The 23469-nt window shown below is 70.3% G+C and carries 23 protein-coding genes, 2 tRNA genes and 3 pseudogenes; 15 read left to right on the forward strand and 13 right to left on the reverse strand.

Annotation, left to right across the window (positions count from 1 at the left end; genetic code table 11):
- Positions 1 to 195: 195 nt before the first annotated feature.
- The 3 genes and pseudogenes from AB0383_RS11075 to AB0383_RS11085 all read left to right on the forward strand — a co-directional run.
- Positions 196 to 405 (forward strand): annotated as a pseudogene (locus AB0383_RS11075) (alkaline phosphatase family protein); the annotation flags it as partial.
- A 133-nt stretch (positions 406 to 538) separates the two neighbouring features.
- Complete coding sequence (locus tag AB0383_RS11080) at positions 539 to 1291, forward strand: alkaline phosphatase family protein (RefSeq protein WP_366186676.1); 753 nt, start codon at positions 539 to 541, stop codon at positions 1289 to 1291.
- Entirely contained in the window at positions 1288 to 1722 is a 435-nt protein-coding gene (locus AB0383_RS11085; protein ID WP_366186678.1) for a phospholipase domain-containing protein, read from the forward strand. The genes AB0383_RS11080 and AB0383_RS11085 overlap by 4 nt, the downstream gene beginning before the upstream one ends.
- Before the next feature lie 518 nt (positions 1723 to 2240).
- Here AB0383_RS11085 and AB0383_RS11090 read toward each other — a convergent pair.
- Positions 2241 to 3473, reverse strand: coding sequence for a M20 family metallopeptidase (locus AB0383_RS11090; RefSeq protein WP_366186680.1), 1233 nt, complete (start codon positions 3471 to 3473; stop codon positions 2241 to 2243).
- 76 nt (positions 3474 to 3549) lie between these two features.
- On the opposite strand from AB0383_RS11090, the gene AB0383_RS11095 reads away from it, so the two are divergent.
- The 3 genes and pseudogenes from AB0383_RS11095 to AB0383_RS11105 all read left to right on the forward strand — a co-directional run bounded on the left by AB0383_RS11095 (position 3550) and on the right by AB0383_RS11105 (position 4613).
- Positions 3550 to 4032 carry a tRNA adenosine deaminase-associated protein gene (locus tag AB0383_RS11095; protein WP_354864834.1) on the forward strand — a complete coding sequence of 161 codons (483 nt, stop codon included), beginning with the start codon at positions 3550 to 3552 and terminating at the stop codon, positions 4030 to 4032.
- Between the two features lie 23 nt (positions 4033 to 4055).
- Positions 4056 to 4481, forward strand: a pseudogene (locus tag AB0383_RS11100) (nucleoside deaminase); the annotation flags it as partial.
- A 45-nt stretch (positions 4482 to 4526) separates the two neighbouring features.
- Positions 4527 to 4613, forward strand: a tRNA-Ser gene (locus tag AB0383_RS11105).
- Positions 4614 to 4885: 272 nt separating this feature from the next.
- Here the strand turns inward: AB0383_RS11105 and AB0383_RS11110 are convergent.
- Positions 4886 to 5458, reverse strand: a complete 573-nt coding sequence (locus AB0383_RS11110; RefSeq protein ID WP_364170162.1) for a hypothetical protein — start codon at positions 5456 to 5458, stop codon at positions 4886 to 4888.
- Complete coding sequence (locus AB0383_RS11115) at positions 5458 to 5757, reverse strand: hypothetical protein (protein WP_220244967.1); 300 nt, start codon at positions 5755 to 5757, stop codon at positions 5458 to 5460. Before AB0383_RS11115 ends, AB0383_RS11110 begins: the two co-directional genes overlap by 1 nt.
- 313 nt (positions 5758 to 6070) lie before the next feature.
- On the opposite strand from AB0383_RS11115, the pseudogene AB0383_RS11120 reads away from it, so the two are divergent.
- Together AB0383_RS11120 and AB0383_RS11125 are read left to right on the forward strand one after the other, a co-directional pair.
- Positions 6071 to 6715, forward strand: a pseudogene (locus AB0383_RS11120) (TauD/TfdA family dioxygenase).
- Positions 6712 to 7140, forward strand: coding sequence for a limonene-1,2-epoxide hydrolase family protein (locus AB0383_RS11125; protein WP_364170165.1), 429 nt, complete (start codon positions 6712 to 6714; stop codon positions 7138 to 7140). Before AB0383_RS11120 ends, AB0383_RS11125 begins: the two are co-directional and overlap by 4 nt.
- Positions 7141 to 7472: 332 nt before the next feature.
- Here AB0383_RS11125 and AB0383_RS11130 read toward each other — a convergent pair whose 3' ends face one another.
- Positions 7473 to 8510: a CapA family protein gene (locus AB0383_RS11130; protein WP_364170167.1), complete on the reverse strand. Its 1038-nt coding sequence runs from the start codon at positions 8508 to 8510 to the stop codon at positions 7473 to 7475.
- 105 nt (positions 8511 to 8615) lie between these two features.
- Between AB0383_RS11130 and AB0383_RS11135 the strand changes: the two genes are divergently transcribed.
- From AB0383_RS11135 to AB0383_RS11145, 3 genes are all read left to right on the forward strand, one after another.
- On the forward strand, positions 8616 to 11111 hold the full coding sequence (locus AB0383_RS11135; protein ID WP_366186684.1) for an endonuclease/exonuclease/phosphatase family protein: 2496 nt from the start codon (positions 8616 to 8618) through the stop codon (positions 11109 to 11111).
- 88 nt (positions 11112 to 11199) lie between these two features.
- The gene (locus AB0383_RS11140) at positions 11200 to 11778 is read left to right on the forward strand and encodes a hypothetical protein (protein ID WP_366186686.1); all 579 of its coding nucleotides are present in this window, start codon (positions 11200 to 11202) and stop codon (positions 11776 to 11778) included.
- A 112-nt stretch (positions 11779 to 11890) separates the two neighbouring features.
- Entirely contained in the window at positions 11891 to 13000 is a 1110-nt protein-coding gene (locus AB0383_RS11145; protein WP_366186688.1) for a serine protease, read from the forward strand.
- Positions 13001 to 13004: 4 nt separating this feature from the next.
- Here AB0383_RS11145 and AB0383_RS11150 read toward each other — a convergent pair whose 3' ends face one another.
- The 6 genes from AB0383_RS11150 to AB0383_RS11175 form a co-directional block, all read right to left on the reverse strand.
- A complete protein-coding gene (locus AB0383_RS11150; protein WP_220244960.1) occupies positions 13005 to 13373 on the reverse strand; it encodes a hypothetical protein in 369 nt (122 codons plus the stop codon).
- On the reverse strand, positions 13370 to 16111 hold the full coding sequence (locus AB0383_RS11155) for an FtsK/SpoIIIE domain-containing protein (protein WP_366186690.1): 2742 nt from the start codon (positions 16109 to 16111) through the stop codon (positions 13370 to 13372). The genes AB0383_RS11150 and AB0383_RS11155 overlap by 4 nt, the downstream gene beginning before the upstream one ends.
- 29 nt (positions 16112 to 16140) lie before the next feature.
- Complete coding sequence (locus AB0383_RS11160) at positions 16141 to 16389, reverse strand: hypothetical protein (RefSeq protein WP_220244958.1); 249 nt, start codon at positions 16387 to 16389, stop codon at positions 16141 to 16143.
- A 4-nt stretch (positions 16390 to 16393) separates the two neighbouring features.
- Positions 16394 to 16654: a hypothetical protein gene (locus AB0383_RS11165; RefSeq protein ID WP_220244957.1), complete on the reverse strand. Its 261-nt coding sequence runs from the start codon at positions 16652 to 16654 to the stop codon at positions 16394 to 16396.
- Positions 16655 to 17241: 587 nt separating this feature from the next.
- Positions 17242 to 17326 (reverse strand) — tRNA-Ser (locus tag AB0383_RS11170).
- A gap of 57 nt (positions 17327 to 17383) precedes the next feature.
- Positions 17384 to 18133 (reverse strand): protein phosphatase 2C domain-containing protein, encoded by a 750-nt coding sequence (locus tag AB0383_RS11175; protein WP_364170181.1) that lies wholly within the window; start codon positions 18131 to 18133, stop codon positions 17384 to 17386.
- A gap of 77 nt (positions 18134 to 18210) precedes the next feature.
- On the opposite strand from AB0383_RS11175, the gene AB0383_RS11180 reads away from it, so the two are divergent.
- Together AB0383_RS11180 and AB0383_RS11185 are read left to right on the forward strand one after the other, a co-directional pair.
- Positions 18211 to 19962 carry an N-6 DNA methylase gene (locus tag AB0383_RS11180; RefSeq protein ID WP_366186693.1) on the forward strand — a complete coding sequence of 584 codons (1752 nt, stop codon included), beginning with the start codon at positions 18211 to 18213 and terminating at the stop codon, positions 19960 to 19962.
- A 9-nt stretch (positions 19963 to 19971) separates the two neighbouring features.
- Positions 19972 to 20856 carry a serine/threonine-protein kinase gene (locus AB0383_RS11185; protein ID WP_366186695.1) on the forward strand — a complete coding sequence of 295 codons (885 nt, stop codon included), beginning with the start codon at positions 19972 to 19974 and terminating at the stop codon, positions 20854 to 20856.
- A gap of 50 nt (positions 20857 to 20906) precedes the next feature.
- Here AB0383_RS11185 and AB0383_RS11190 read toward each other — a convergent pair whose 3' ends face one another.
- The gene (locus AB0383_RS11190) at positions 20907 to 21413 is read right to left on the reverse strand and encodes a hypothetical protein (RefSeq protein WP_366186697.1); all 507 of its coding nucleotides are present in this window, start codon (positions 21411 to 21413) and stop codon (positions 20907 to 20909) included.
- A gap of 213 nt (positions 21414 to 21626) precedes the next feature.
- Here AB0383_RS11190 and AB0383_RS11195 point away from each other — a divergent pair, with 213 nt between their 5' ends.
- A complete protein-coding gene (locus tag AB0383_RS11195; RefSeq protein WP_364170192.1) occupies positions 21627 to 22298 on the forward strand; it encodes a L,D-transpeptidase in 672 nt (223 codons plus the stop codon).
- 113 nt (positions 22299 to 22411) lie between these two features.
- Here AB0383_RS11195 and AB0383_RS11200 read toward each other — a convergent pair whose 3' ends face one another.
- Entirely contained in the window at positions 22412 to 22726 is a 315-nt protein-coding gene (locus AB0383_RS11200) for a hypothetical protein (RefSeq protein WP_366186699.1), read from the reverse strand.
- Positions 22727 to 22798: 72 nt separating this feature from the next.
- On the opposite strand from AB0383_RS11200, the gene AB0383_RS11205 reads away from it, so the two are divergent.
- Complete coding sequence (locus AB0383_RS11205; RefSeq protein WP_366186701.1) at positions 22799 to 22951, forward strand: hypothetical protein; 153 nt, start codon at positions 22799 to 22801, stop codon at positions 22949 to 22951.
- A 173-nt stretch (positions 22952 to 23124) separates the two neighbouring features.
- Here AB0383_RS11205 and AB0383_RS11210 read toward each other — a convergent pair whose 3' ends face one another.
- On the reverse strand, positions 23125 to 23469 hold the full coding sequence (locus tag AB0383_RS11210) for a hypothetical protein (protein WP_366186703.1): 345 nt from the start codon (positions 23467 to 23469) through the stop codon (positions 23125 to 23127).

Raw genomic sequence — 23469 nt, forward strand, 5'->3', positions numbered from 1 at the left:
CATGGCAGGCGCGGCGGCGGGTCTCGGCGGCGGGTCTCGGCGGCGCGTTCGCCGAGGCGGCCGCGGGTCCCCGGCGGCGCGGCAGCCTCGACGACGTCGAGCACGTCGTGGTGCTCATGCAGGAGAACCGGTCGTTCGACCACTACTACGGCACGGCGGCCGGTGTTCGAGGCTTCGGCGACACCGCGACGGTGCGTGACGTGTTCCGCCAGCCCGACGCGAAGCGCACCGACGGAGGCACCTGCTGCCGTTCCACGTCGACACCGCGCTCGTCGACGGCCAGACCTCGGCGACCTCGCGCACGACTGGGCGACCACGCACCAGGCGTGGGCCAACGGCGCCTACGACGCATGGGTCCCGGCGAAGACCGAGGTGACCATGAGCTACTTCAACCGCGAGGACCTGCCGTTCCGCCGGGCGCTCGCGAGCGCGTTCACCTTGTGTGACAACGACTTCTGCTTGCTGCAGGCTCGCCGAGCGGGCCGGCCTGCGCACGCAGTGGTAGGCGGATTCGGGGCAGGACAAGAACGTCGACCACGTGCTGCAGCAGTTCGTGGCGGACTGCAAGACGGGCACGTTGCCGGCGGTTTCGTGGGTGGTGGCGCCGTACGCGTACTGCGAACACCCGGCCGCGCGGCCGGTGGACGGCGCGGCTTACACGCAGCGCGTGCTGAAGGCGTTATGGGACAACCCGAAGCTGTGGGAGTCCACTGTGGTCCTGATCAACTACGACGAGAACGACGGGTTCTTCGACCACGTCGTGCCGCCGTGCGCTCCGGCCGGGACGCCGGGCGAGCTGCTGCCGGTGAACCAGCCCTCGGGCCCCGGCGGCGTCGGGACGGGCGCACTGGCGCCAATCGGCCTCGGGCCGCGCGTGCCGATGACGGTGATCTCGCCGTGGAGCCGCGGCGGGTTCGTGAACTCGCAGGTCTTCGACCACGTGTCCGTGCTGCGGTTCCTGGAGACGTGGACGGGCGTGCGCGAGCCCAACATCTCGGCGTGGCGCCACGAGATCTGTGGTGACCTGACCAGTTGCTTCGAGTTTTCGCGTCGGGATGTTTCGATCCCCGCGCTGCCGGACGCGACGGCGTTGCGCGCCGAAGCGGACCGGACGCAGACGAAGCTGCCCCAGCCGGCGCCCCCGCTGACGGGGCAGCAGGCCATGCCGGAACAGGAGCGTGGAACGGCTCCGGCGCGGGCGTTGCCTTATCAGCCGGTGGCTTTTGTTTCGGTGGGTGCGGGGTCGCCGGCTTTGCAGGCGTCGAATCACGGGCGGCTGGTTTGCAGTTGACTTCTTACGCTTATCACGCCGGTGGGGCTTCGCAGCTGTTCGACGTTTCCGGTGGCGGGTCTGCTGCGGGGAAGATTGCGTTTTCTGGTTCTTATGATGTCGCGGTTCACGGGCCGAATGGATTTGTGGTGGAGGCGTCCGGGGATTCGTCGACTTCGGGGGTGGAGGTCGCGGCTGCCATTTCGGGTTCGGCAGCGCACCCGGTTTTCCAGGTTAAGGTGACAAATTCCGCGTCTCGGCCGGCGACGTTGACGGTGAAGGGGCGCCCCGGCTTTGTGGTGGGTGCGCACGGTCAGCACACGATTTCCCTTGATGCGCTGGCCGGCAATTCCGGCTGGTATGACGTGCGGCTGTCGCTCGTCGGGCACCCGGAGTGGCACCGGCGGTTCGCCGGGCACCTGGAGAACGGGCAGCCGAGCAGGACGGCTTGATCTGGCTGTGCGAGGGGGCCGTTCGCTGGGCGAAGGGTCCACTTGTGCGGGCGCTCGCGCATGACTGATCCTGTCGCAGTGCCCGGCGGCGTGACTGGTCCTGTCGCGCGCGGGTTGCGACGCGACTGGACCTGTCGCAGTGCCCGGCAGCGTGACTGGACCTTTCGCGCGCCGGTTTGCGCCCGCGACAGGACCTTTCGCGCACAGCGTGAGGGTGCGACTGGACCTTTCGCACGCAGTGCCAGGGTGCGACCGGGCCTTTCGTGCCCAGCATCCTGGCGCGAGCGGACCACTCGTGCGCTGGCTGAGACGCGACTGGACCGCTCGTGCAGTCGATTGAGTGCGAGCGGTCCGGTCGCGGCGCGCCGAGCGCGGGCGAGGGGACCTTTCGTGCCACAGCAGCGGAGCGAGTGGTCGCTTCGTGCCAGTCTTGACGTCGCGAGGGGACCGTTCGTGCACATGAACCGGCACGACGGGACCGTTCGCCCAGCGAAGGTCCCCTCGTGAGCCCTCAGCCCTCAGCCCCGCAAAGCGTTCAATGCGAACGCCGCATACATCGCCACCCCAGCCGGCATCGCGGCCTCGTCGAAGACCACCCGGTTCGAGTGGTTCGCGGGTGCGTCCGAGGGCGAGAGCCCCGGCGGGCACGCCCCGAGGAACGCGAACGCCCCCGGAACCCGTTGCAGCACATAAGAAAAGTCCTCCGCCCCCATGATCGGGTGGGGAATCTCCTGGACGTTCTCCTCGCCCAGCACCGTCGCGCCAAGGGCCAGCACCTCGGCGGCCACCCCGGGGTCGTTCACGGTCGGCGGGTAGCCCGGCTCGATGTCGGCCAGGACGCGGCAGCCGTGGGCCGCCCCGATGGACTCGCAGACGCGGGGCAGCTCGGTCCGGACCACGGCGCGCGTGGCTTCCGACAGGGTGCGGATGGTCCCTTCGAGCACGGCGGTCTCGGGGATGATGTTCGTGGTCGTGCCGGCCTCGATGCGGGTCACGGAGATCACGGCGGGGTCGAAGACGCCGATGCGGCGGGTGATCATCGTCTGCAGGGCGCCGACCACCGCGGCCGCCGCGGGGACGGGGTCGATGGCTTCCTGCGGGGCGGACCCGTGGCCGCCGCGGCCGGTGACGTCGACGCGGAAGGTGTCGGCGGACGCCATCATCGCGCCGCCGCGGACCTGGAGTAGGCCGGTGGGCGTGTTGGCCATCATGTGGAGGCCGAAGGCCTGCGAGACGCGCGGGCCGGCGGCGTCGAGCACGCCCTCGTGGATCATGAAGCGCGCGCCGTGGTGGCCTTCCTCGCCGGGCTGGAACATGAAGACCACGGAGCCGGCCAACGAGTCGACGCGCGAGGCCAGCAGGCGGGCGGCGGAGGCGAGCATGGCGACGTGGGTGTCGTGCCCGCAGGCGTGCATGGAGTCGTCGACCTCGGACGAGAACTCGAGGCCGGTGTCTTCGTGCAGCGGCAGCGCGTCCATGTCCCCGCGCAGCAGCACGGCCGGGCCCGGGCGCGCGCCGCGCAGCACGGCGGTGAGCGATGTCGTGGAGCGGCCTTCGGTCACGGAAAGCGGCAGGTCGGCGAGGGCCGAACGGATCGCTTCCTGCGTCTGGGGCAGCTGGAGCCCCTGCTCCGGCCGGCGGTGCAGGGCGCGGCGCAACGCGACAGTGCGGTCCTGCAGCTCCCGCGCGGCGTCGAGCAGCCCGTCGAGGCGGGTGTCCGGGAGAGTCGGCAGGTCGGTGGGTCCGGTCATGGCTCGATAGTGGCACCACGGACGCTTCGGGTGCACCGTGCGTGCGCTCGCATCGACGGCGGAATACGGTGTGCGCATGGCGGTGCAAGAGCCGGTCACGGGCTTCGCGATGGCAGTGGTCCGAGAAGACGGTCGGTGGCGGTGCAGTGCGCTCGATCCCGCGGCGCTCACGGAGCTCGACGCGGCGATCACCGAGCTGGGGAAACTTCGCTCGACCGGCGCGGCGTTCGGGCTCCTGGCGGTGGACGACGAGTTCTTCGTGATCGTGCGGCCGAGCCCGCGGGGGCCGTCGCTGCTGTTGTCGGACGCCGCGGCGGCGCTCGACTACGACATCGCCGCGGACGTGCTCGACGTCCTGCGCGTCGACCCTCCCGACGAGGACGACGACGCCGTCTGGCCCGAAGGTGACCTCGACATCCTCGCCGATCTCGGACTGCCGGGCGGCGAGCTTGAAGTTATCGTCGGAGAGGTGGATCTCTACCCCGACGAGCAGCTCCAGATGATCGCCCAGCGCTGCGGCTTCGCGGCCGAGTTCTCGAAACTTCTGGACGAGCTCTGAGACGCCCGGCCGACACCGAAGCCGTGCAGGCGGCGCTCGAAGCCGCGCGCGGTCCAGGCGCCGATGTGCCCATCGGCGCCGTGGTGTTCGGCCCTGACGGAAGGCCACTCGCCGCGGCCCGCAACGCCCGCGTCGAGCTCGGCGACCCCACCGCCCACGCGGAGATCCTCGCCCTGCGCGCGGCGGCCCGCGTCCACGGAGACGGCTGGCGTCTGGAGGGCTGCACGCTCGCGGTGACGTTGGAACCCTGCACGATGTGCGCGGGCGCCCTCGTGCTCGCCCGCGTGGCCCGCCTGGTGTTCGGCGCGTGGGAGCCCAAGACCGGCGCCGTGGCTTCCCTGTGGGACGTCGTGCGCGACCGCCGGCTCAACCACCGCCCCGAAGTCCACGGCGGTGTGCTGGCCGAGGAGTGCGCGGAGCTGCTCGAGACGTACTTTGCCACCCGCCGCCACCCCGCCGATGTCGTGCCTTCGGCCTCCGGTATTGTTCTCGGCGGTGGCGTGTCCGAGCGGCCGAAGGAGCACGACTCGAAATCGTGTGACGGTTAATCCCGTCCGTGGGTTCAAATCCCACCGCCACCGCTCGCGAGTGGGCGAGCTATGTCGACGGAAGGCGTCGAGGTAGCTCGCTCTCCGTGTTTTCTGGGGGTGCAACCCCCAGACCCCGCCCGGAGGGCGTTGCCCCCGGACCCCCGTGGTGGTCAACTGCCGCGGATTGGTCACTGGTGGCGGGTGGCGTCCTTGAAAGACAAAGCCGGTGTTGCGCGAAGGTCGAGCTGTCGTCGGCGCGGCCGGTCGAGGGCGTTTGGTTGAGGGGTACGGATTTGCCGGGCGTCGGCGGAAGCCAGTGGGACTCAGTCGAACGGCAGAACCGGCGTGCCGAACGGCTCCAGGAACGAGATCGTCTCCATGATCGTCGACACCCCCGTTTCCACGGCCCGTACGACCGCGGCGCACGCCTCGATCACCGGTTGCACCGCTTCTGTCGAGCGGTCGCCCGCCAGTACCGCCACCGCGGACGCCGCGGCTGACCCCGCGACGCAAGTGACCTGAGCGGCCGTCTCCGCCGCGAGCCGGTCGAGCAGATCGGCCAAGTCCAGCCCGACGGCGGCAGTGCGGGCGGCGGCTTCGGCGGCCTGCCGGTAGTGCACGTCGAGCTCGTCGGCGCGGGTGCGGAACAGGGCGGCAGGCTCGCCGCCCCAGCGGCGTTCCGCGCGGTGGGCGCCGCTTTCGAAGGCGAGGCGGGCGGTGACCAGGACGTCGCGGCCGGCCGACAGGGTGCGGGCCGACTCGCGGATGGCGGGGGGTGAGCAGTCGATCTGCTGCAGCGCGGCCACGGGGTCCGGGGCGCCGAGGCGCGCGCCGGCCTTCCGCAGCGGCTCGAGGGTCGCGGCGGCCTTCTCCAGGGCCGGGTGCAGGAAGGGCATCAGGTGAACAGCGCCGTCGCCACCGCGGGGCGGATCTTCTCCGCGTGCCCGCCCGCCGCCATGCGCAGGCGGCCCGCGAGGTCGGACGTCGCGTCGCCCAGCACGCGGGCGTCGACGTCGCGGGCGGCCAGCGCGGCCTCCCAGCGCGAGGCCAGCTCGCGCGCCGGCGCGGAGATGCCGAACGGCGTGGACTCCAGGCGCGCCTCGGCGAAGCGGCCGGCCGCCTGGTCGGCGTCGGCCGCGGCCTTGTCCAGCGCGTCGGCCGCGGCGCGCAGCCGCTCACTCGTCGAGCTCGCCATGGCGACCTCCCCTTCCCGGAACAAACCAGTTCAAGGTGGCCAGGCCCCCACCTCGTCACCCTGTAGGGGGAGATCTAACCTCATCACGTCCTGTGTGGTCACTCGGCCGGGCGTAGGACAGTTTCACATCGTGAAGAGCCTTGACCCCGCTCGGCAGCGCTGACGACCATCGCGCCCATGCCGGCCACCCGCCGCGCCGCCGACCCAGCCGCCCCGCCGGGGCAGGCACAGGCGCGCCCCGGTCCACGTGGCAAGTCACTCCGATCGGCCGAACTCCGCTCAACCAAGCCGATTCGCCCACCCGGAGGGCTTGATGTCGATCGACCTGCCGAGCTTGTCGGCCACCCCCGCCGACGGCATCCTCGAAGGCCCGCGCGTGCTGCGCCGGTTGCCCGAAGGCGCCGAAGAACGCCCTACGAACTGTTCACCGTCCGCACCCTCGGCCGGGTGAGGGTGTCGACCTCGGAGCGTCAATGACCCCACGGCTTCGCATAGAGCTGAACCGCGCGTTGCTGGAGTGGAAGATGCTGTTCTTCCGCGAACAGAAACTGACGGCGGAACAACAGCGCGTGTTCGCTTCCCACTGAGGAGCGTTGAAACCTGCCCCTTCATCCCGCAAGGCGACAACAACGAAGTCGTCCGCTTCACCCGCACCGCCGGCATGCCGGGCTACGAGAACATCTGGCACACCGACGTCACCTGGCGCCCCGCACCCGCGCTCGGCTCCGTCCTCCGGCTGGTGGAGGTCCCGCCGGTCGGCGGCGACACGATGCGGGTCGACATGGCCGCCGCCTACGACAACCTGCCGGCCGACGTGCGCGAAGGCGTCGACGTGGCGTTATGGGACAACCGCGCCACCCAGCACTACGCAGTGAACGACTACCACCCCCTCAACCGGGTGGCCGAACGCGTCGCCATCGTGGGCGACCGGCCGTTCGGGCCTAACCTGGTCGTATGAGCGAACCCAAGGCCGTGGTCACCGCGTTCCTGCAGGCTCTCGAGGACATGGACGTCGAGCGGGCGCTGAACCACGTCGCAGTCGACATCACCTACCAGAACGTGCCGCTCCCGCCCGCCCGCGGGCTCGCGGCCGTGGAGAAGCAGCTGCGCATGCTGACCCGGTTCGGCACCGGGTTCGAAGCGCGCACGCACCACATCGCCGCCGACGGCAACGTCGTGCTCACCGAACGCACCGATGTGCTGCGCCGCGGCTCGTTCGCGGCGGAGTTCTGGGTGTGCGGCACCTTCGAGGTCGAGAACGGCCGGATCGTGCTGTGGCGCGACTACTTCGACTGGACCACTGTCCTCGCCGCCGGCGCGAAGGGCGCCGGCCGCGCGGCGGTGGCCGGAGCGAAGACCCTCATCGGCAAGGCCCGTCCGTGAGCGGTGCGGCCGCCAAGCCGCCGAGCCGCACCGCCCACGAACCCCCGGGGCAAACTTTTCGCGGACGCCGCGGTCGCGGGAAAAGCGGAAATCCCGCGTCCGCGGCGTACCCCAGCGGGCGCCAAACCGCGCGAGCCGAACACGATCAACCCCCATGTGATCGTGTCGCCTCCCCCCCACGGTTTGCGACCCGTGAGCTCCCGGGAAGTGGTCTGGGCCACTTTCTCGTGGGCTCGCGAGTAAAGGTACCTCCGCCGCAAACCGACGGCGCCAAAGCTTGACCTGCATTTAAGGCAGATGGGCCGTCCGGGTGACGACCTGGGGAAACGCCCTCAGCGCTTCGGCGCGAGAAACCCTTCGACGGTGCCGATCCCGGAGCCCACGGCCACCTTTGTGGACCGGCGCGCCGACAGTTCGGCCACGTGCCGCAGCACCTGTGCCGCCGCTTCGCCGGCCAGCGGCACGCACTCGTTGTCCTCGCCGCGGCGCACCGGTATGAGTTCGAGCCGCGGCCGGTCGCCGAGCAGGCACCCGGCGAGCAGCCCGTCGACGTGGCGGCCGCGCATCGCGGGCCAGTCGAACACGAGGTTGCCGAGGCTGTAGAGGATCGGACGCCCCCGGTAGACCTCCACAGCCTGGATGCTGTGCGGCCCGTGGCCCACCACGAGGTCGGCGCCCGCGTCGATGATCGCGTGGGCATAGGCGATCTGGTACTCGGTGAGCTCTTCGCCCGGCAGCCCCCAGTGCATCGACACGACCACGTGGTCGGCCGCCGCGCGGGCGCGGTGGACGTCGGCGACCACGCGTTCCAGGTCCGCCGGCACCGGGGTGGTGTGGACGATCGGCGGCCGGCCCGGCACGTCGAGCACCCGCGGATCCGGCTGGTACGAGGTGTACGCGCCGGCGACCGCGACGCCCGCCGAATCGGCCTTCGCCTCTTGGCCGACCGGCCAGCACAACGACGTGAACGCGAGGAAGGCGACGCGGCGATCGGCCCGTTCGATCACGGCGGGCGTGTGCGCGGCGGTGAGGTTCGCACCACCGCCGCAGTACGCGATCCCGGCATTCTCCAGCACCGACAGGCTGGCGAGCATGGCCGGCGGCGGGTACGTCACGTTGTTGGCGACCGACACCACGTCGATCCCGGCGGCGGTGAGCGCCTCGACCATTTCCGGCGCGGAATGGCGCCAATTCGGCTTGTGCGGGATGTCCAGACCGCCGTGGTCACTGATCGATCCCGACAGTGGACCCTCGAGGTTGACAAAACGCAGGTCGGCCCCGCTCAACAACGGTGTCAGCGCCCGGAATGCCGTTTTCGGCTCGCTTCGGCCCTGCACGTTGACGTCTCCGCCGAGTACGAGAGAGATCACTGTGTCAACCCGTCCCTCGGAGGTAATTCCGCGAACTCGTTACGAATCGTTGCCTCTTAGTCTTCCTACCCTTCGCTTGTTCGGGGGACGATGCGTCGACCGTTCATGCAAAGGGGACTCAGGGTGACCATATCCGGTCGAAGAAAGAGCGTGCTGACCGCCGCTGCCGTCGCGGGCCTGGTGGTGAGCGGAGCTCCCGCCGCACTCGCCACACCCAGCGCAGACGCGGTCATCGCCGAGGTCTACGGCGGCGGTGGCAACGCCGGCGCCACGCTCACCAACGACTTCGTGGAGCTCGCGAACCGCGGCGGCGCGCCGCTCGCGCTCGACGGCTACAGCGTGCAGTACCTGCCGGCCACGGCCAGCGCGTCGAGCACGTGGCAGGTCACGAAGCTCGCCGGCTCGGTCGTCGCGGGCGGCCGCTACCTCGTCGGTGAGTCGAAGGGCTCCGGCGGCACCGTCGCGCTGCCCACCCCGGACGCGACCGGCACCATCTCGATGTCCGGGACCGCCGGCACGATCGCGCTGGTCACCGGTTCCACCGCGCTGACCTGCAAAACCGCCGCCGACTGCGCCGCCGCCCCGCAGGTCAAGGACCTCGTCGGCTTCGGTGACGCCGTGGTCCGCGAGGGCACGCCGACGGCCGCCCTGTCGAACACGACCTCGGCCGCGCGCGCCGCGTCCCTGGCCGACACGGACGACAACAGCGCCGACTTCACCGTCGGCGACCCGACGCCCACCAACTCCAAGGGCGAAACGGCCGGCGGCGACACCGGTCCGGTCGACCCGGGCACGCCCGCGAAGATCCACGACATCCAGGGCACCACGCGGATCTCGCCGTTGAAGGACAAGAAGGTCAGCGACGTCACGGGCATCGTGACGGCCGTGCGCACCTTCGGTTCGTCGCGCGGCTTCTGGCTGACCGACCCGAACCCCGACAGCGACCCGCGTACCAGTGAGGGCCTGTTCGTGTTCACCGGTTCGACCACGCCCGTCGTCGCCGTCGGCGACGCGGTGACCGCGGCCGGCACGGTGAAGGAGTTCTACCCGGACGCCCCGGCGACGTCGAACTACCAGTCGCTCACCGAGCTGTCCAGTGCACAGTGGACGGTCGGCACGCACGGGAACCCGTTGCCCACGCCCACGAAAATCACGCCCGACCAGATCCCGGACGTGCTCGCGCCCAACGCCGGCGGCAACATCGAGGCGCTGCCACTGGAGCCGGCGAAGTACGCGCTGGACTTCTGGGAGTCGCACGAGAGCGAGATCATCAGCATCTCCGACGCCCGCGTGGTCGGCCCGAGCAACGACTTCGACGAGCTCTACGTGACCACGAAGCCGCAGCAGAACCCGACGCCGCGCGGCGGCACGGTCTACCTCGGCTACGACAAGATCAACACCGGTGTGCTGAAGGTCCAGTCGATCATCCCGTTCGACCAGCAGCCGTTCCCGAAGGTCAACACCGGTGACGTGCTCACCGGGACGACGTCGGGCCCGGTGGAGTACAGCAGCTTCGGCGGCTACACGCTCTTCGCGTCGCAGATGGGTCCGGCGAAGGACAACCACCTGCAGAAGGAGGTCACGGCGCGCCAGCGTCCGGGCCAGCTCGCGGTGGCGACGTACAACGTCGAGAACCTCGCACCGTCCGACCCGGACACGAAGTTCGCGCAGCTCGCGCACGGCATCGTCGACAACCTGGCCGCGCCGGACGTGGTGACCCTCGAGGAGATCCAGGACAACGACGGCGCCACCAACGACGGTGTGGTCGCCGCCGACGTGACGCTCAAGAAGTTCACCGACGCGATCATCGCGGCGGGCGGCCCGCACTACCAGTGGCGCGAGATCGACCCGACCAACGACGAGGACGGCGGCGAGCCGGGCGGCAACATTCGCGTGGGCTTCCTGTTCAACCCGGCGCGAGTGTCCTTCGTGGACCGCCCGGGCGGCAGCGCGCTGTCCTCGGTGGGTGTCGTGAAGGACCACGGCAAGGTGCACCTGACGCAGTCCCCGGGCCGCGTCGACCCGACGAACGACGCGTGGACCGACAGCCGTAAGCCGCTGGCCGGCGAGTTCGTCTTCCAGGGCCGCACGGTGTTCGTGATCGCCAACCACTTCAACTCCAAGGGCGGCGACCAGCCGACGCACGGCCGGTTCCAGCCGCCGGTGCGCAGCTCCGAGGTGCAGCGCCAGAAGCAGGCGACTGTGCTGAAGGGCTTCGTCTCGCAGCTGCTTTCGGCCGACCGCAACGCCAACGTGGTGGTGGCCGGTGACCTCAACGACTACCAGTTCTCGCCCGCGTTGGCCCAGCTGACGTCCGGCGGCCTGAAGGACCTCATCGCGACGCTGCCCGCCGCCGAGCGGTACAGCTACGTGTTCGAGGGCCAGTCGCAGGTGCTGGACCACATCCTGGCCGCGCCGGCGCTTCGCGGCGTGGACTACGACGTGGTCCACATCAACGCCGAGTTCGCCGACCAGGCCAGCGACCACGACCCGCAGATCGTGCGGTTCCGGCCGTCGACGGGGAACAAGCTGGGGGACGTTGCTTACGACCTGCTGGACTACCTGGACCAGTTGCTGGGGCGGACAGCTCCGCGTAAGTAGTTTCGCCGGGTGCGGGAAGGCTTCCCCGATCGGAGGCCTTCCCGTATCCGCTTTTCTCGCTAGAATCCCTCCGGCAAAGGGGGATTTGTTGAGCAAGGAACAGCCCGAGCGCGAGGGCTTCTGGTCGCTTGGCCACAAGTGGATCACAGCCATCGCTGCTCTGATCACCGCACTCGCCACTGCCGGAATCATCGTCGGTGTGAACAGCGGTTCTTCGGACAAGAGCGGAAACGCGCTGCCTGCACCGACTCAACCCGCGTCGCAGGCGCCGGCGGCTCCGGGATCGACGGCCGCGAGTTCGGCCCCACCCGCTTCCTCGAACGCACCCGCTGATCCGGCCGTGTACTACGCCGGTCCGGTCACCTGGGGTCAGGTCAACCTCGACCTGACCCCGCCTGCCTATTCCTCCACCAACGACATCATGGGGTCCGGCCCGGATCTGTACAACAGTGGTCACGTCAAGATCGACATCTGGGCCGACCGCGGTGAACCCGGGCGCAAGGACTGCGAAACCCTTGCGCTCACCACCGGCGGCGCGGAGGTCGACTCACTCCACGCGGGCAGCATCGTCTGTGGCATCACCGAGAAGGGCCGGCCGTTCCGGTTGAACGTGAAGGTCGCCAGCAGCAACGGCATCGTCACCGACGCGGTGGTCTGGAACGCGTAGCCGTTCGGCGAGTAACCCGTAGCCGAAAGGCGTACGTGGTGATCAGCCCGCCGCATGTTGTCCCGGCAGCCGCGCGATTCGTACGTTCGGACCAACCGATGAGGAGGTCCGAATGCGCAGGACGATGATCGTGGGCGCGGCTGTTCTGGTGGCCGGCACGGTGGCGGCGGCGCCCGCGATGGCGGTGTCCGGGGGTGACACCGCGCGGCCCGGCGCGGCGCCGTGGATGGCGACGGTCGTGTTCAAAGGGGACGGGCCCCTGGTGCAGCGGGAAAGTTGCGGCGGCGCGTTGATCGCGCCGGATCGGGTGGTGACGGCGGCGCACTGCCTCGACCACGTGGACCCCACGCACTTCGAGGTGCACCTCGGGGGTGGGACGCTGTCGACGGATCCCGGGCGGATCGTGCCGATCGAGGGGTGGTCGGTCGACCCGGGGTTTCGGCTGATCCCGTCGCCGCGGGCGCCGGAGGACTACTCGAAGGCCAGTGCCGCCGATGATGTCGCGCTGATCAAGCTGGCGCGTCCGGTGTTCGACATTCCGACGTTGCCGGTGGCCAACAGGGCGCCGAAGCCAGGCTCCACTGTGGACGTCTACGGGCACGGGCTCACCAGAACACCGGACCCGAAGGACCCGCTGCCCGCGCTCGGTGACCGGCTCGCGCACGCGCAGCTCAAGGTGATCGACGATCAGGCGTGCGGGCAGGCCTTCGGGAGCCAGGACGTGATCGACGGGCCGTCGGTGCTGTGTACGCAGGCCGCGGCGACGGTCTGTTCCGGCGACAGCGGCGGTCCGCTGGTTCAGGACGGCCGGCTCGTCGGCATCGTCAGCTTCGCCGGTGAGGTCGCCGGTAAGCAGTGCGGTGACCCGACCGCCAACGGGTTCGCCGACGCGGCCGCGTTGCGTTCCTTCCTGACGCAGCCGAGGCCGCCGCTCGCGCCGATGACTCAAGCGGACCCCACGATCGCCGGCACCAAAGCCGCGGGCAACACGCTCACCTGCGAAGCTCCGAAGTGGACCAACGGCACACCGGCCGAGGTGGACTACGCCTGGTACTCCAACAAGGTCGACCCCTCCAACGGCTTCGAGTTCTACATCCCGGTCGAGGGCGCGACGAACTCCCAGCTGGCCATCACCCCGGACCTCGCGGCCCACAAGCTGGATTGCGGCGTCACGGCCAGTACCGCGGGCGGCACCGTCGTGCTCTACACCGACGTCATCTGACAACTCAGCGTTTCGCTCGCCACCCCAGCGCCAGCACGGCCTGCACCAGCTCCTGGTACGACGGCTTCACTTCCTCGAGATACCGGTCCAGGTACTGCGGCCGCGCCGTCGACACCGGCTGCGGATCATCGGCCGGCTCGAGGAAGGTGAGCCGTGCGACGTTGTGCAGGGCCATCTTCCACCAGCGGGAAGCGCGTTCGGCCGCCTTCTCCTCGCGTTCCTTCGCGGCGGAGACGGCGGCGTGCGCGTCGGCGAGCTGGTGGTCGATTTCGTCGGCGCGGGCGAGCTCCCAGGCGCGCAGGTTGTCGGCGGAGCCGCGGGCCAGGCCGACGATTTCCTTGTAGCGCATGGCCGCGCTGGCGTCGTCCGTCATGCCGGGTCTCCCGTCTGCTCGGGCCGCTGGAAGGGGATGATGACTTCGGGGGCGCCGTGCGTGGTGCGGTCGAAGAACAACGCGCGGCCCTGGCGCGGCGACCAGTGCACGACTTGGCCGGCGGCGAACGGGGACAGCTCGTTGCCCTGCACGTCGAGCGCCGCCCAGGTGCCGATGTCGTCGGTGCCGCCGAAGCCGAGCGTGTCCTTGAGGCGCGCGATGCTGCGCCACCAGCCGATGGTGTGCACGCCGTGGCCCGGGCCCGTCTTGAGCACCGTGCGCAGGTGATCGAGGCCGCTCTTGAGCTGGCCGGGGGCCTTGGTTTCCAGCGTGGGCAACGCGGCGTCCACCCCGTACAGCAGCAAGATCCGTGACGGGCCGCCGAGTTCCCCGTCCACAATGGAGGTCAGCAAAGCCGCCAGGTCGTCGATCAAATCTGTCACGTGACCCTCGGCGCGCAGCCGTTCCGTCAGCTCCAGGACGGCCGGCGCGCACGCCTCGATCGGGCAGTACAGCACGAACTCGACCTCGCCGATCTCGTACTGCCGCGCCAGTGACCGCGCCGCGGAGTCCATGATGGACAGTGCCTCCGCCGACGCGCCGCCCAGTACCGCGACGTTGCGGCCGGGCGCGCGAGGCAGCTCCACGCCCTGCGCGGCCTCCGTCACGTCGATCGACTGTCCCAGCAGCGCGCGCGGGCGCGAGGTCGGCTTGAGCTCCGTGTACGCCGGGAACTGTTCCAGCACCGGCGAATGCGCGCCGTCGAACAGGCGGGGGCGCGGGAAGCGTCCGGAGTAGAGCTCCCACAGCTTGTGCTGCAGGTCGACGAACACGTTGCGGCTGCTCGCGTCCGGGATGTGCGCGAGCAGGTTTCCGTGCGCCACGCCGGAATCGTGGTTGATCACGGCGTGCCACTTCGGCGCGGACACCGCCGCGTTGTTCGTCTCCGCCAGCACGCGCCGCGCCTTCGGCATCGCGATGCGTAGCGTGCACTGCTCGAATACCGCCGGCTTGCCCCAGAACGCCTCGATGCCCGCGACGTCCTGGCTCGCGAGCACGAGGTGGATGCCCTGCGAACGCCCACGCCGCGCGATGTCCTCCAGTAGCTGCGTGGCCATGGCCGTGACCTGGTCGCGCCCGGCGAACAGGTACTGGAACTCGTCGATCACGGCGACGATCCGCGGCCAGTGCCCGCTCGGGTCCTGCTCGCGCAGGTCGGCCAGGTTCGTGACCTCGTGTTCCTTGGCCGCGGCCGAACGCCGGCGCAGCTCGTCGGCGAGGAAGCGCAGCAGTGCCAGGCCGAACTCGCGGTCGGTGTTCACGTTGACACCCACGAGCTTCGCGTGCGGCAGCCAGCTCGCGTCCTTGCGACCGGGCGCGAGGCCCGCGAACGACACGCCTTCCTTGAAGTCCAGCAGGTACAGCGCCAGCTCGTCCGGCGTGTAGCGCGCGGCGAGGCTGCCGAGCAGCGAGTACAGGAAGTTTGTCTTACCGGAACCGCTCGGCCCGCCGATCAGGGCGTGCGGGCTCGCGTCGCCGATCACGACCTCGACGGCCTCGCCCTCGTAGAACCCGACGGGCGCGCGCAGCTCCCGCGCCGAGCTCTCCTGGCCGAACTCCGTGGGCAGCAGGTCGGCGAACGAGCGCGGCCCGCCTTGCTTGGCGATCAACGCTTCCGCGATCCGCCCGGCCGCCCGGATCACCTGTCCGGAAGGCAATGGCGGATCGAGGTCCACGACGAGGTCGGTGCCGGTCATGCTGCTGATCGCGCGCCGCTCGTCGAGCAGGCTCAGCGATTCGATCGACGCGCTCACGGCCGTGGGCACGTCGATGAGGATGAGGCAGATCCCGGCGGCGAGCGCGCCGCTGGCCACACGCTTGAGGTCGCGTGCGAGCTCCGGTTCCAGCGTCTCGCCGTTGCCGTAGAGCACCGCGATCCGGTACGGCTCCACGCGCTGGTTGCTGGCACGGCGCAGCTCTCGCAACGACGTGTGCCCGGCCTGCATGCCGGTGGCGTGGATACGGCGGATGTGGCCGGCCAGCTCGTCGAGGAGGTCTTCCAGCCGCGTCGGGTCGTAGAGCGACAGCGCACTGGTACGGCTGATCGGATAGAGGTCGGGCAGGATCGCGGTGAGCTGCCCGATGTCCCACAGGTGGATCTTCACGGCGCCGGGCTCGAACGTCGATAGCACCCGCATCAGCAGGTTCTGCACGATCCCGTCGATCACCGGACGCGTTTTGGGCGCCGAGGTGATCTGCAGGTGCGACTCGTCGAGCAGGGGCACGGCGACGTCGAACGTCCGCGAGATGTCGCGGCCGGCCGCCGTCGCCGAGCCGACGCGCCACAACCCCGGCGCGGTGATGCCGGGGTTGGTCCCCACCCGGCCGAGCCATTCGCTCGGCGGCCGCCCCGCGGGACCCGGTGCGTTGGCCGTCACCAGGTCCCGCAGGGCGCCCGGACCCGAGCTCCAGTCGGTATAGAACGCGTTGCGCACGCCGCCGAGCGAAGCGAAAACCTCGTGCGCGGCCGGGTGCCGCGCCCATTCCGTCTGCTGCTCGGCGTTGGCGTGGTTCATGCCGACGCGCACGATTTCCTGTTCGAGAGCGAGCCGCGCCACGTCGGCCTCGGCGGCTTCGCGGGCGCCGGCGGCGGCACCGAGCACGAGCCCGATCTGGTGCCGGACCCGGTCCAGCGCCGTCTGAACGCGGTTGCGCTGCTCGGCGGATTTACTGGCCATCGGTGTCGCTCATACTGTGCCGTTCGTCCCTACAGGCGTGACTGGTATCCGCTCACCAGGTCGTCGGCGGCGGCTAGGCGGGTGAGGAGATGGTCGAGTCCCTCGTCGGCCTGGTCCAGTTGCGTCGGCAGCCAAGGATCGGCCTTCGCTTGTGCGTCGACGAGCGCTCTGCGGGCGTCCCCGAGCAGGGACTTGGCCCGCTCGGCGTGGGCGCGCCCGTCGGTGAGGCCCGCCATCGCAGCGGTGAGCAACTGGTGGATCTCGGCGAGTCCCGACATGGAGCTACAACCGGGCCGAGTAGGAGTCGGCCGACGAAATACTGGCCTGGATGGTGCTTTGCATCCCGGTGATTCCGTTCAGCGCTTCGGCCAGCAGACCGTGGGCCTGGTTGACCTCGTGCTGACTGCTGCCCTGCGTCGCCTGGGAAAGCGACAACTGGGCTTCTTCGAGAGATTGCGCTGCCTGCTGCAGGGCGGCGATGCTCGCGGACGCCTTCTCGTTCGCGAGCGCGATGCCAGCGCGGATCTCTTCCACTCCGGGCATGGGGGCGGACTCCTCGGTGCGTCGGGGCTGGAACGACCACGTACAAACTTAGCGTGATCAGGTGTCTTCGGTAAGTGAGGAACTGGGGGAGAATCGACAAGGCCCCGGACGTGGGTGACGTCCGGGGCCTCGCGGGCAGCGGTTGGTAGCGGAACCCCCGAACCGTGTTCCAGCCATGGTGACCTGCGGTTTTCGAGGCTCGCGCGCGAGTGGCCGCGCCCAGGTCAGGCCGGTATTCGTGACACCGATGAACCTCTCCGAACTTCTACGATCGAGTCTGCGGAGGAGACTAGCGGGTGCGGCCGGGTTGGGTTTCGGAGGTCCTCGGGTAGCCCCCGGCCTGCGCGGGTGTCGATCAGCAACGCTTCGGCAACGGCCTCCACGCGGACGCGTACGGGAGAAAACGGGTATATGAAAGGAAATTCGCGTTTCCGGAAGTGCCGCGCCGCTTGGTCTTATCGCGCGCCGATCACGCGCGGTGAGGAATCGAGGCTGGGCAACAAGAGTGGCGCGTCGGCCGGAGCCCGCGAACGACAAAACGCCGGACGGCTCGTGAAAGCTGCCCGGCGTTTCGCCTGCTACTGCGGCGGAGGATACAGGATTCGAACCTGCGAGGGCGTGAACCCAACACGCTTTCCAAGCGTGCGCCTTAGGCCGCTCGGCCAATCCTCCGTGGAGAAGGGTACCGGATGGGGTGGTGCGGTCCCGCAGGTGGGCCGGGGGTGGCGATCAGGCGGGGACGACGTCGGCGACGACGATGGTGATGTTGTCGGGGCCGCCGCCGTCGTTGGCGAGGGTGATGAGGGCGGGGACGGCTTCGCCGGGGGTGCCGGCGGCAAGGGTCTCGGCGATGGCGGGTTCGCCGGCGCCGGCGGTGAGGCCGTCGGAGCAGAGCAGGAGGCGGTCGTCGGCGAGGGGGGTGAACTCCCAGACGTCCGGGTCGCCCGAGCCGGTGCTCTGCAGCGCCTTCATGAGCAGCGAGCGGCGTGGGTGGTCGATGGCGTCGGCCTGGGAGATGCGGCCGTCTTCGACGAGGGCCTGGACGAGGGTGTGGTCGCGCGTGATGCGGTGCAGTTCGCCGTCGCGCAGGAGGTAGCCGCGGGAGTCGCCGATATGGGCGGCGGCGAAGCGCACGCCGTCGAAGAGCAGGGTGGTGAGCGTGGTGCCCATGCCGTGGGTGGCGGGATCCTGCTCGGCGACCTCGGCGAGGCGCTCGCCGACGCGCCGGACGCCGTCGGCGAGGGTGCTCTGGAGGTCGAGCGAGGTGAGGTCGAGTGAGCGCAGCTCGGAGTCCAGGCTCGCGAGCACGCCGACCGCGGTGGCACTGGCCACTTCCCCGTGGGGCTGACCACCGATACCGTCGGCCACGGCGAGCAGGCGTCCGCTGGCGTAGACGGAGTCCTCGTTGATCGAGCGTCGTCGCCCGGTGTCGGAGCCCGCGGCGTAGCGCAGGGTGAACCGGGTCTGGTTGGTGACCATATCACCATGAAACCATTGGTTGACTGAGTTAACAAGTAAAACGATGGAAACTCCAGTCATCAGCTATCGTGCTGGCCATGGACGACACCGCGACGGTCAGCGCCGCCGACATCGCCCGGCTCGCGGGGGTGCGTCGCGCCGCGGTGAGCAACTGGCGGCGGCGCCACGACGACTTCCCGCGCCCGGTCGGCGGCACCGCGTCCAGCCCGCTGTTCTCGCTGCCCGAGGTGCAGGCCTGGTTGACCAGCCGCGGCCGGCCCGTGGTGCTCGCGCCGATCGACCTGGCGTGGCAACGGCTGCGCGCCCTCGGCGACGACCTCGAGCTGGACACCCGCGTCGCCGACGCCGGTGAGTATCTCGCCCACGCCACCGAACGTCCCACGGACGACCCGGAGCTGCTCGCCCTCCTCGCCGAGGTGGCCACGACGAACGGCGCGACCTGGACGTTCGAGCAGCTCTGCGAACGCTACTTCGAAGCCCACGCCCGCCGCGTCTCGCCGACGCCTCCCGCGTACGCGAGCTTGATGGTCCGCCTCGCCGGTGCGAAGGGGGCCACCGTGCTCGACCCGGCGTGCGGCTTCGGGTCCCTGCTCCTCGCCGCCGAGGCCGCCGGGGCCACCCTTGTCCAGGGACAGGACAGCGATCCCACCACCGCCCGCATCGCCGCCCTGCGCTTGCGTCTCCACGGCGCCGACACCGAAGTCCACACCGGCGACTCCCTCCGTGAGGACGCTTTCACCGACCAGCAGGCCGACGTCGTCCTGTGCGACCCGCCGTTCAACGAACGCGCGTGGGGCCACGAAGAGCTCGTCGGCGACCCGCGCTGGGAATACGGGCTGCCGCCGCGCGGGGAGTCGGAGCTCGCGTGGGTGCAGCACTGTCTCGCCCGCGTGAAACCCGGCGGCACCGTCGCCATCCTCATGCCCGGCGCCGCCGCCGGCCGGCGCAGCGGCAAACGCATCCGCGCCAACCTCCTGCGCGCCGGCGCCCTGCGCGCCGTGCTCACGCTCGCCCCCGGCGCCGACCTCTGGCTCCTGACGAGACCCGAGCCCGGCAGCCGCGCGCCCGCCACCGCGCTGATCGCCGAGACGACCGTCGACGACGCCGAAGCCCTGTGGCGCGACCACCTCGACAACGGCACCGGCGAACGCATCATCGACCTCCTCGACGACGACGTCGACCTCGCTCCCGCCCAGCGCCGCACCGCCCGCGAAGACCTCGGCGAGGCTTTCCTTGCCGCACAACGGCTTTTCGGCCGCGTCGGCCTCGACCTCCCGCCACTGCAGCCGACGGGCGAGGAACCGCCGCACACCACCGTCGGCGAGCTGGTGAAGGCCGGCGCGCTGGAGATCCACCACGCACCCGCGCGGACCGGCGACGGCGACGAACCCGTCCTGACCCCCGACGACGTCCTGGCCGGCCGCGCCCCCACCGGCTACGCCGCCCCCGACGACGCGGCCGTGATCGCGCACGAAGGCGACGTGATCGCGTCCGTCACCGGCGCCGTCAAAGTCCACAGTGGACCGCCCGTGCGGCTCGGCCCAGCGCTTTCGCTCTACCGCGTGGATCCCGCCCGCCTCGACGCCGAGTTCCTCGCCGGCTGCCTGCGCGCGGCCGATTTCCCCGTGCACAGCGCCTCGACCCGCATCGACGCGAGGCGCCTCAAAGTGCCGCGTTACCCGCTCGCCGAGCAACGCTCGTACGGAGCCGCTTTCCACGCCCTCGCCGAGTTCGACCGGGCGCTGCGGGAGACGGCGGAAATCGGCCGTGACCTGGTCCGGCTAGGCTTTGCGGCGCTCGCCGAAGGACGGCTGCGGCCCGGCGCCTGAAGGGAACCCATGCTCATCGCCGATCGCTACGAGGTCGACGAGCTGCCGCTGGGCCGCGGCGGGATGGGCGCGGTGCACCGCGGGCACGACCGGCGGCTCGACCGGCGCGTCGCCATCAAGCTGCTGCGCCTGCCCGGCCGCGACGAAGAGCTCGAAGAACGCTTCGCCCGCGAAGCCCGCATCCTCGCGACGCTCGACCACGCCGGCGTCCCCACGCTGTACGACTTCGGCACCCACGACGGCCGGTTGTTCCAGGTCATGCAGTTCGTCGATGGCGTCACGGTCGCCGACCTCCTCGCCGAGCACGGCCCGCTGCCGGTGCCGTGGGCCGCGGCGATCGCGGCGCAGACGGCTGCCGTGCTGGCGGCGGCCCACGCCCGGTCCGTCTGCCACCGCGACCTCAAGCCCGCCAACCTCATGCTGTGCCCCGATGGCAGCGTGAAGGTGATGGACTTCGGCCTCGCTGTGCTGCGCGAAGCCGACGTCGCCCGCTTCACGCGCGCCGGTCAGCTGCTGGGTACGCCGTCGTACATGGCGCCGGAGCAGATCCAGCGCGGCCTCGCGGAGCCGCGGAGCGACCTGTACGCGCTGGGCTGCGCGTTGCACGAGATGCTCACCGGTCGACAGCTCTTCACCGGGCCCACCGCGTACGCCGTGTTCGAGAAGCAGGTAAAGGACGCGCCCGCCACCGTGCCGGGGATCCCCGCCGCGCTCAACGCCCTGCTCGCGGCGACCCTCGCGAAGGACCCGGCGGACCGCCCGTCCGGCGCCGACGCGTTGTACACGCGCCTGGGCCCGTTCGTCCGTGATCTGCCGCCGTTGCCGGGTTTCCTGCACACGGTGCCGAGTCCCGCGCGGATGTACGCGCGCGTGGTGGCGCAAGTCCGAGGATGACGAAAACCTCCCGGCCCGCGTGCGGTCGGGAGGATTTCGCGGCGAACGCGTCAGGCCCGCACCGTCGACCGGCTCTGCTCGGCCAGCGGCAGGCCGCGCTGCTGGATGCGGTAGTAGGTCAGCGCGTTCTGGACGCCGATGCTCAGGCCCAGCGTCAGCAGGATCGACGCCGAGGTGAGACCGCTGCCGAAGCCCAGGTAGCCGCCGAGGAAGCCGAAGCCGACGCGGGCGCCGATGGTCGCGAGCCACAGCACGAGGGTCCGCGCCGAGCCCTTCTGGAACGTCGTGGTGCCGCGCGCCGTGAGCGTCGTGCTGGCGCTGCGGGCGAGGCCAAGCACGACCAGCACCGCGATGTCCGCGCCGAGCAGCACGAGTTCGCCGGTGCTCGCCTTCGGCAGCGCCTGGGCCGTGGTGAACACCCCCATGGCGGTGAGCACGAGCGGGATCGTGACCAGCGACTTCCGGCTCAGCAGCGTGCCGCGCAGCTGCTTGTAGACCACGCGGTAGAGGACGAGGGCCGCGATGGCGAGGTAGGCGAGGATGGTCAGCGGGTTCATCGGGGGCTCCTTGGTCGGTGGTGACACCCAGATTCGTCCTTCCGACCTGCCGTTTCGTCGGCTCACGGGCGGGTCCCGGGTGGATCCTCGCGTCCACCCGGGGGTGGAGCCGCGCCGAAATCGTGACCTTGGGGCCGCAACCACCACCGGGGGACGGTCGTCTATCCCCGTGACAAGCTCGACTGACGAGTTCGACCCTGGGGGTACCGGATCGTGAAGAGGCTTCTGGTGGGGATCGCGGCCGTGGCCGGCGCGTTCGTGCTCGCCGCGTGTTCCGGCGGCGGTGCGTCGCCCGCCAACGTGACCGGCGGCGGCGCGGTGGAGGCCGGTGCCGGCGGCGGCGCGCCGACGACCTCGGTGGCCGCGTCGAGCAGCGCGCCCGCGACCACGAGCAGCGCCCCGGCCACCACCAGCTCGCCGGCCACGAGCACGTCGAAGCCCAAGCCGACGAGCACCAAGCCGACCAGCACCAAACCGAAGCCCGCCACGACCAAGCCGAAGCCGGCGACGACCACGGCCAACGTGCCGTGCGCCAAGGCCGCCGCCGCGTCGGGCACGGCCGCGTGCGTGGACATCTCGGCGCACAAGGCGTGGCTGCTGCGGGATGGCAAGGTGATCTACGGCCCCGTCTCGATGCTGCCGGGCCGCAAGGGCTACGCGACGCCGACGGGCTCGTTCCGCGTGCTGTCGAAGGAGAAGATGCACTACAGCCGCGAGTTCGACAACGCGCCCATGCCGAACTCGGTCTTCTTCTACCCCGGCGACGCCTTCCACACCGGCAGCCTGAAGACGTACTCCCACGGCTGCGTGCACCTCTCGGCGACGTCGTCGCTCAAGTTCTTCAACACCCTCCACGTCGGCGACGTCGTGCAGGTCGTGCCCTGACGGGTGGGTGAAACGCGAAGTGGGGGCGCCGGTCGAACCGGCGCCCCCACTTCTTTTGTTTACGCAGCCAAGGGCCCGAACCCGGCGGGACCGCTCGTGCCGTTCGTCCCGGACTACGCCTGGCAGCTGGAGCGATACGCGACGGCCTTCGAACCGTCCGTCCCGACGGCTTGGTCGGCCCACGTGCGGATCGTCCGGTAGGTGTCCGGCGCGTTGCGCTGCAGGTTGAGGTCGTGCCCGGCGGCCGGCGTCACCGCGGCCCGGATGCACGCGGCCGGCGCGAAGTACTGCCCCTCCTCCTTCTGCAGCGCCTGGCTCGAGGCGCAGTGCGCGGCGCCGGGACCGCAGAAGAACGGGTCCTTCTCACCGTCCACGAGGAACATCGGGATCCGGATCTGCTCGGTGTGCGTGGACAGTGGCAGTGACAACTCCTGCCTGGTGCTGGGGATGGCGCCGAGGGAGAGCTTGTTGTAGCGGTTGATGAACGTCGAGCCCTCGGTGTGAAGTACGTCGGGTCGAGGCCGACGACGGACGCCGTTTTGGCGTCGATCATCGCCGGGTTGCGCGCGAAGCCGCTGAAGAACCGGACCAGCGGATCGAGCTGGATGCTCGAGCCCCAGCCGGTGCCGATCACGGCGTCGGCGTCGTTGTAGATCGAGGACTCCAGCCACGACGTCGCCGTGCCGTAGGAGTGCCCGACCAGGATCACGTGCTGGAACGGCGACCCGCCGATCTTGCCCGCGCGCAGCTGTTGCAGCACCTGGTGCGCGACCTCGGCCTGCACGTCGAGGGTGACTAGCGCGCCCGACGGGTGGGCGCTCTTGCCCTACCCGAGGCGGTCGATGGCGAACACGCCGTAGCCGGCCGCGGTCATCTGCCGGACGAACGAGCAGGTCTCGGGCTGGTAGCCGGAGTCCCAGTACCGGTTGGTGTAGGTGATGCCGTGCAATGCCAGCATCACCGTCTTCGCGGAGCCGGACGCCGGCAGGCACAGCCGGCCGTGGATGGTCAGCTCCGGCGGTGCCGTGATCGAGTCGACGGGCAGCGGAACCACCTGGTGGTTGAGCACTTCACTCGGCACCGTCGTGTCGACGAAGCTGCAGCCGGGCGAGAGCGGGAGCTGGGAGTTGGAGACGGGGAACGTGACGCCTTGATGGTTATTAGTAGACAA

Origin of the sequence: Amycolatopsis sp. NPDC051373 (assembly GCF_040689465.1) — a bacterium.
Lineage (GTDB): Bacteria > Actinomycetota > Actinomycetes > Mycobacteriales > Pseudonocardiaceae > Amycolatopsis.

What these genes read in the sequence shown, in the direction of transcription:
- AB0383_RS11095 (WP_354864834.1), top strand. Translation starts at nt 3,550, where the DNA reads ATGGCGGTGCAAGAGCCGGTCACGGGCTTCGCGATGGCAGTGGTCCGA.
- AB0383_RS11165 (WP_220244957.1), bottom strand. Translation starts at nt 16,654, where the DNA reads ATGCCCGGAGTGGAAGAGATCCGCGCTGGCATCGCGCTCGCGAACGAG.
- AB0383_RS11145 (WP_366186688.1), top strand. Translation starts at nt 11,891, where the DNA reads ATGCGCAGGACGATGATCGTGGGCGCGGCTGTTCTGGTGGCCGGCACG.
- AB0383_RS11185 (WP_366186695.1), top strand. Translation starts at nt 19,972, where the DNA reads ATGCTCATCGCCGATCGCTACGAGGTCGACGAGCTGCCGCTGGGCCGC.
- AB0383_RS11160 (WP_220244958.1), bottom strand. Translation starts at nt 16,389, where the DNA reads ATGTCGGGACTCGCCGAGATCCACCAGTTGCTCACCGCTGCGATGGCG.
- AB0383_RS11125 (WP_364170165.1), top strand. Translation starts at nt 6,712, where the DNA reads ATGAGCGAACCCAAGGCCGTGGTCACCGCGTTCCTGCAGGCTCTCGAG.
- AB0383_RS11180 (WP_366186693.1), top strand. Translation starts at nt 18,211, where the DNA reads ATGGACGACACCGCGACGGTCAGCGCCGCCGACATCGCCCGGCTCGCG.
- AB0383_RS11115 (WP_220244967.1), bottom strand. Translation starts at nt 5,757, where the DNA reads ATGGCGAGCTCGACGAGTGAGCGGCTGCGCGCCGCGGCCGACGCGCTG.
- AB0383_RS11135 (WP_366186684.1), top strand. Translation starts at nt 8,616, where the DNA reads ATGCAAAGGGGACTCAGGGTGACCATATCCGGTCGAAGAAAGAGCGTG.
- AB0383_RS11175 (WP_364170181.1), bottom strand. Translation starts at nt 18,133, where the DNA reads ATGGTCACCAACCAGACCCGGTTCACCCTGCGCTACGCCGCGGGCTCC.
- AB0383_RS11150 (WP_220244960.1), bottom strand. Translation starts at nt 13,373, where the DNA reads ATGACGGACGACGCCAGCGCGGCCATGCGCTACAAGGAAATCGTCGGC.
- AB0383_RS11110 (WP_364170162.1), bottom strand. Translation starts at nt 5,458, where the DNA reads ATGCCCTTCCTGCACCCGGCCCTGGAGAAGGCCGCCGCGACCCTCGAG.
- AB0383_RS11190 (WP_366186697.1), bottom strand. Translation starts at nt 21,413, where the DNA reads ATGAACCCGCTGACCATCCTCGCCTACCTCGCCATCGCGGCCCTCGTC.
- AB0383_RS11090 (WP_366186680.1), bottom strand. Translation starts at nt 3,473, where the DNA reads ATGACCGGACCCACCGACCTGCCGACTCTCCCGGACACCCGCCTCGAC.
- AB0383_RS11155 (WP_366186690.1), bottom strand. Translation starts at nt 16,111, where the DNA reads ATGGCCAGTAAATCCGCCGAGCAGCGCAACCGCGTTCAGACGGCGCTG.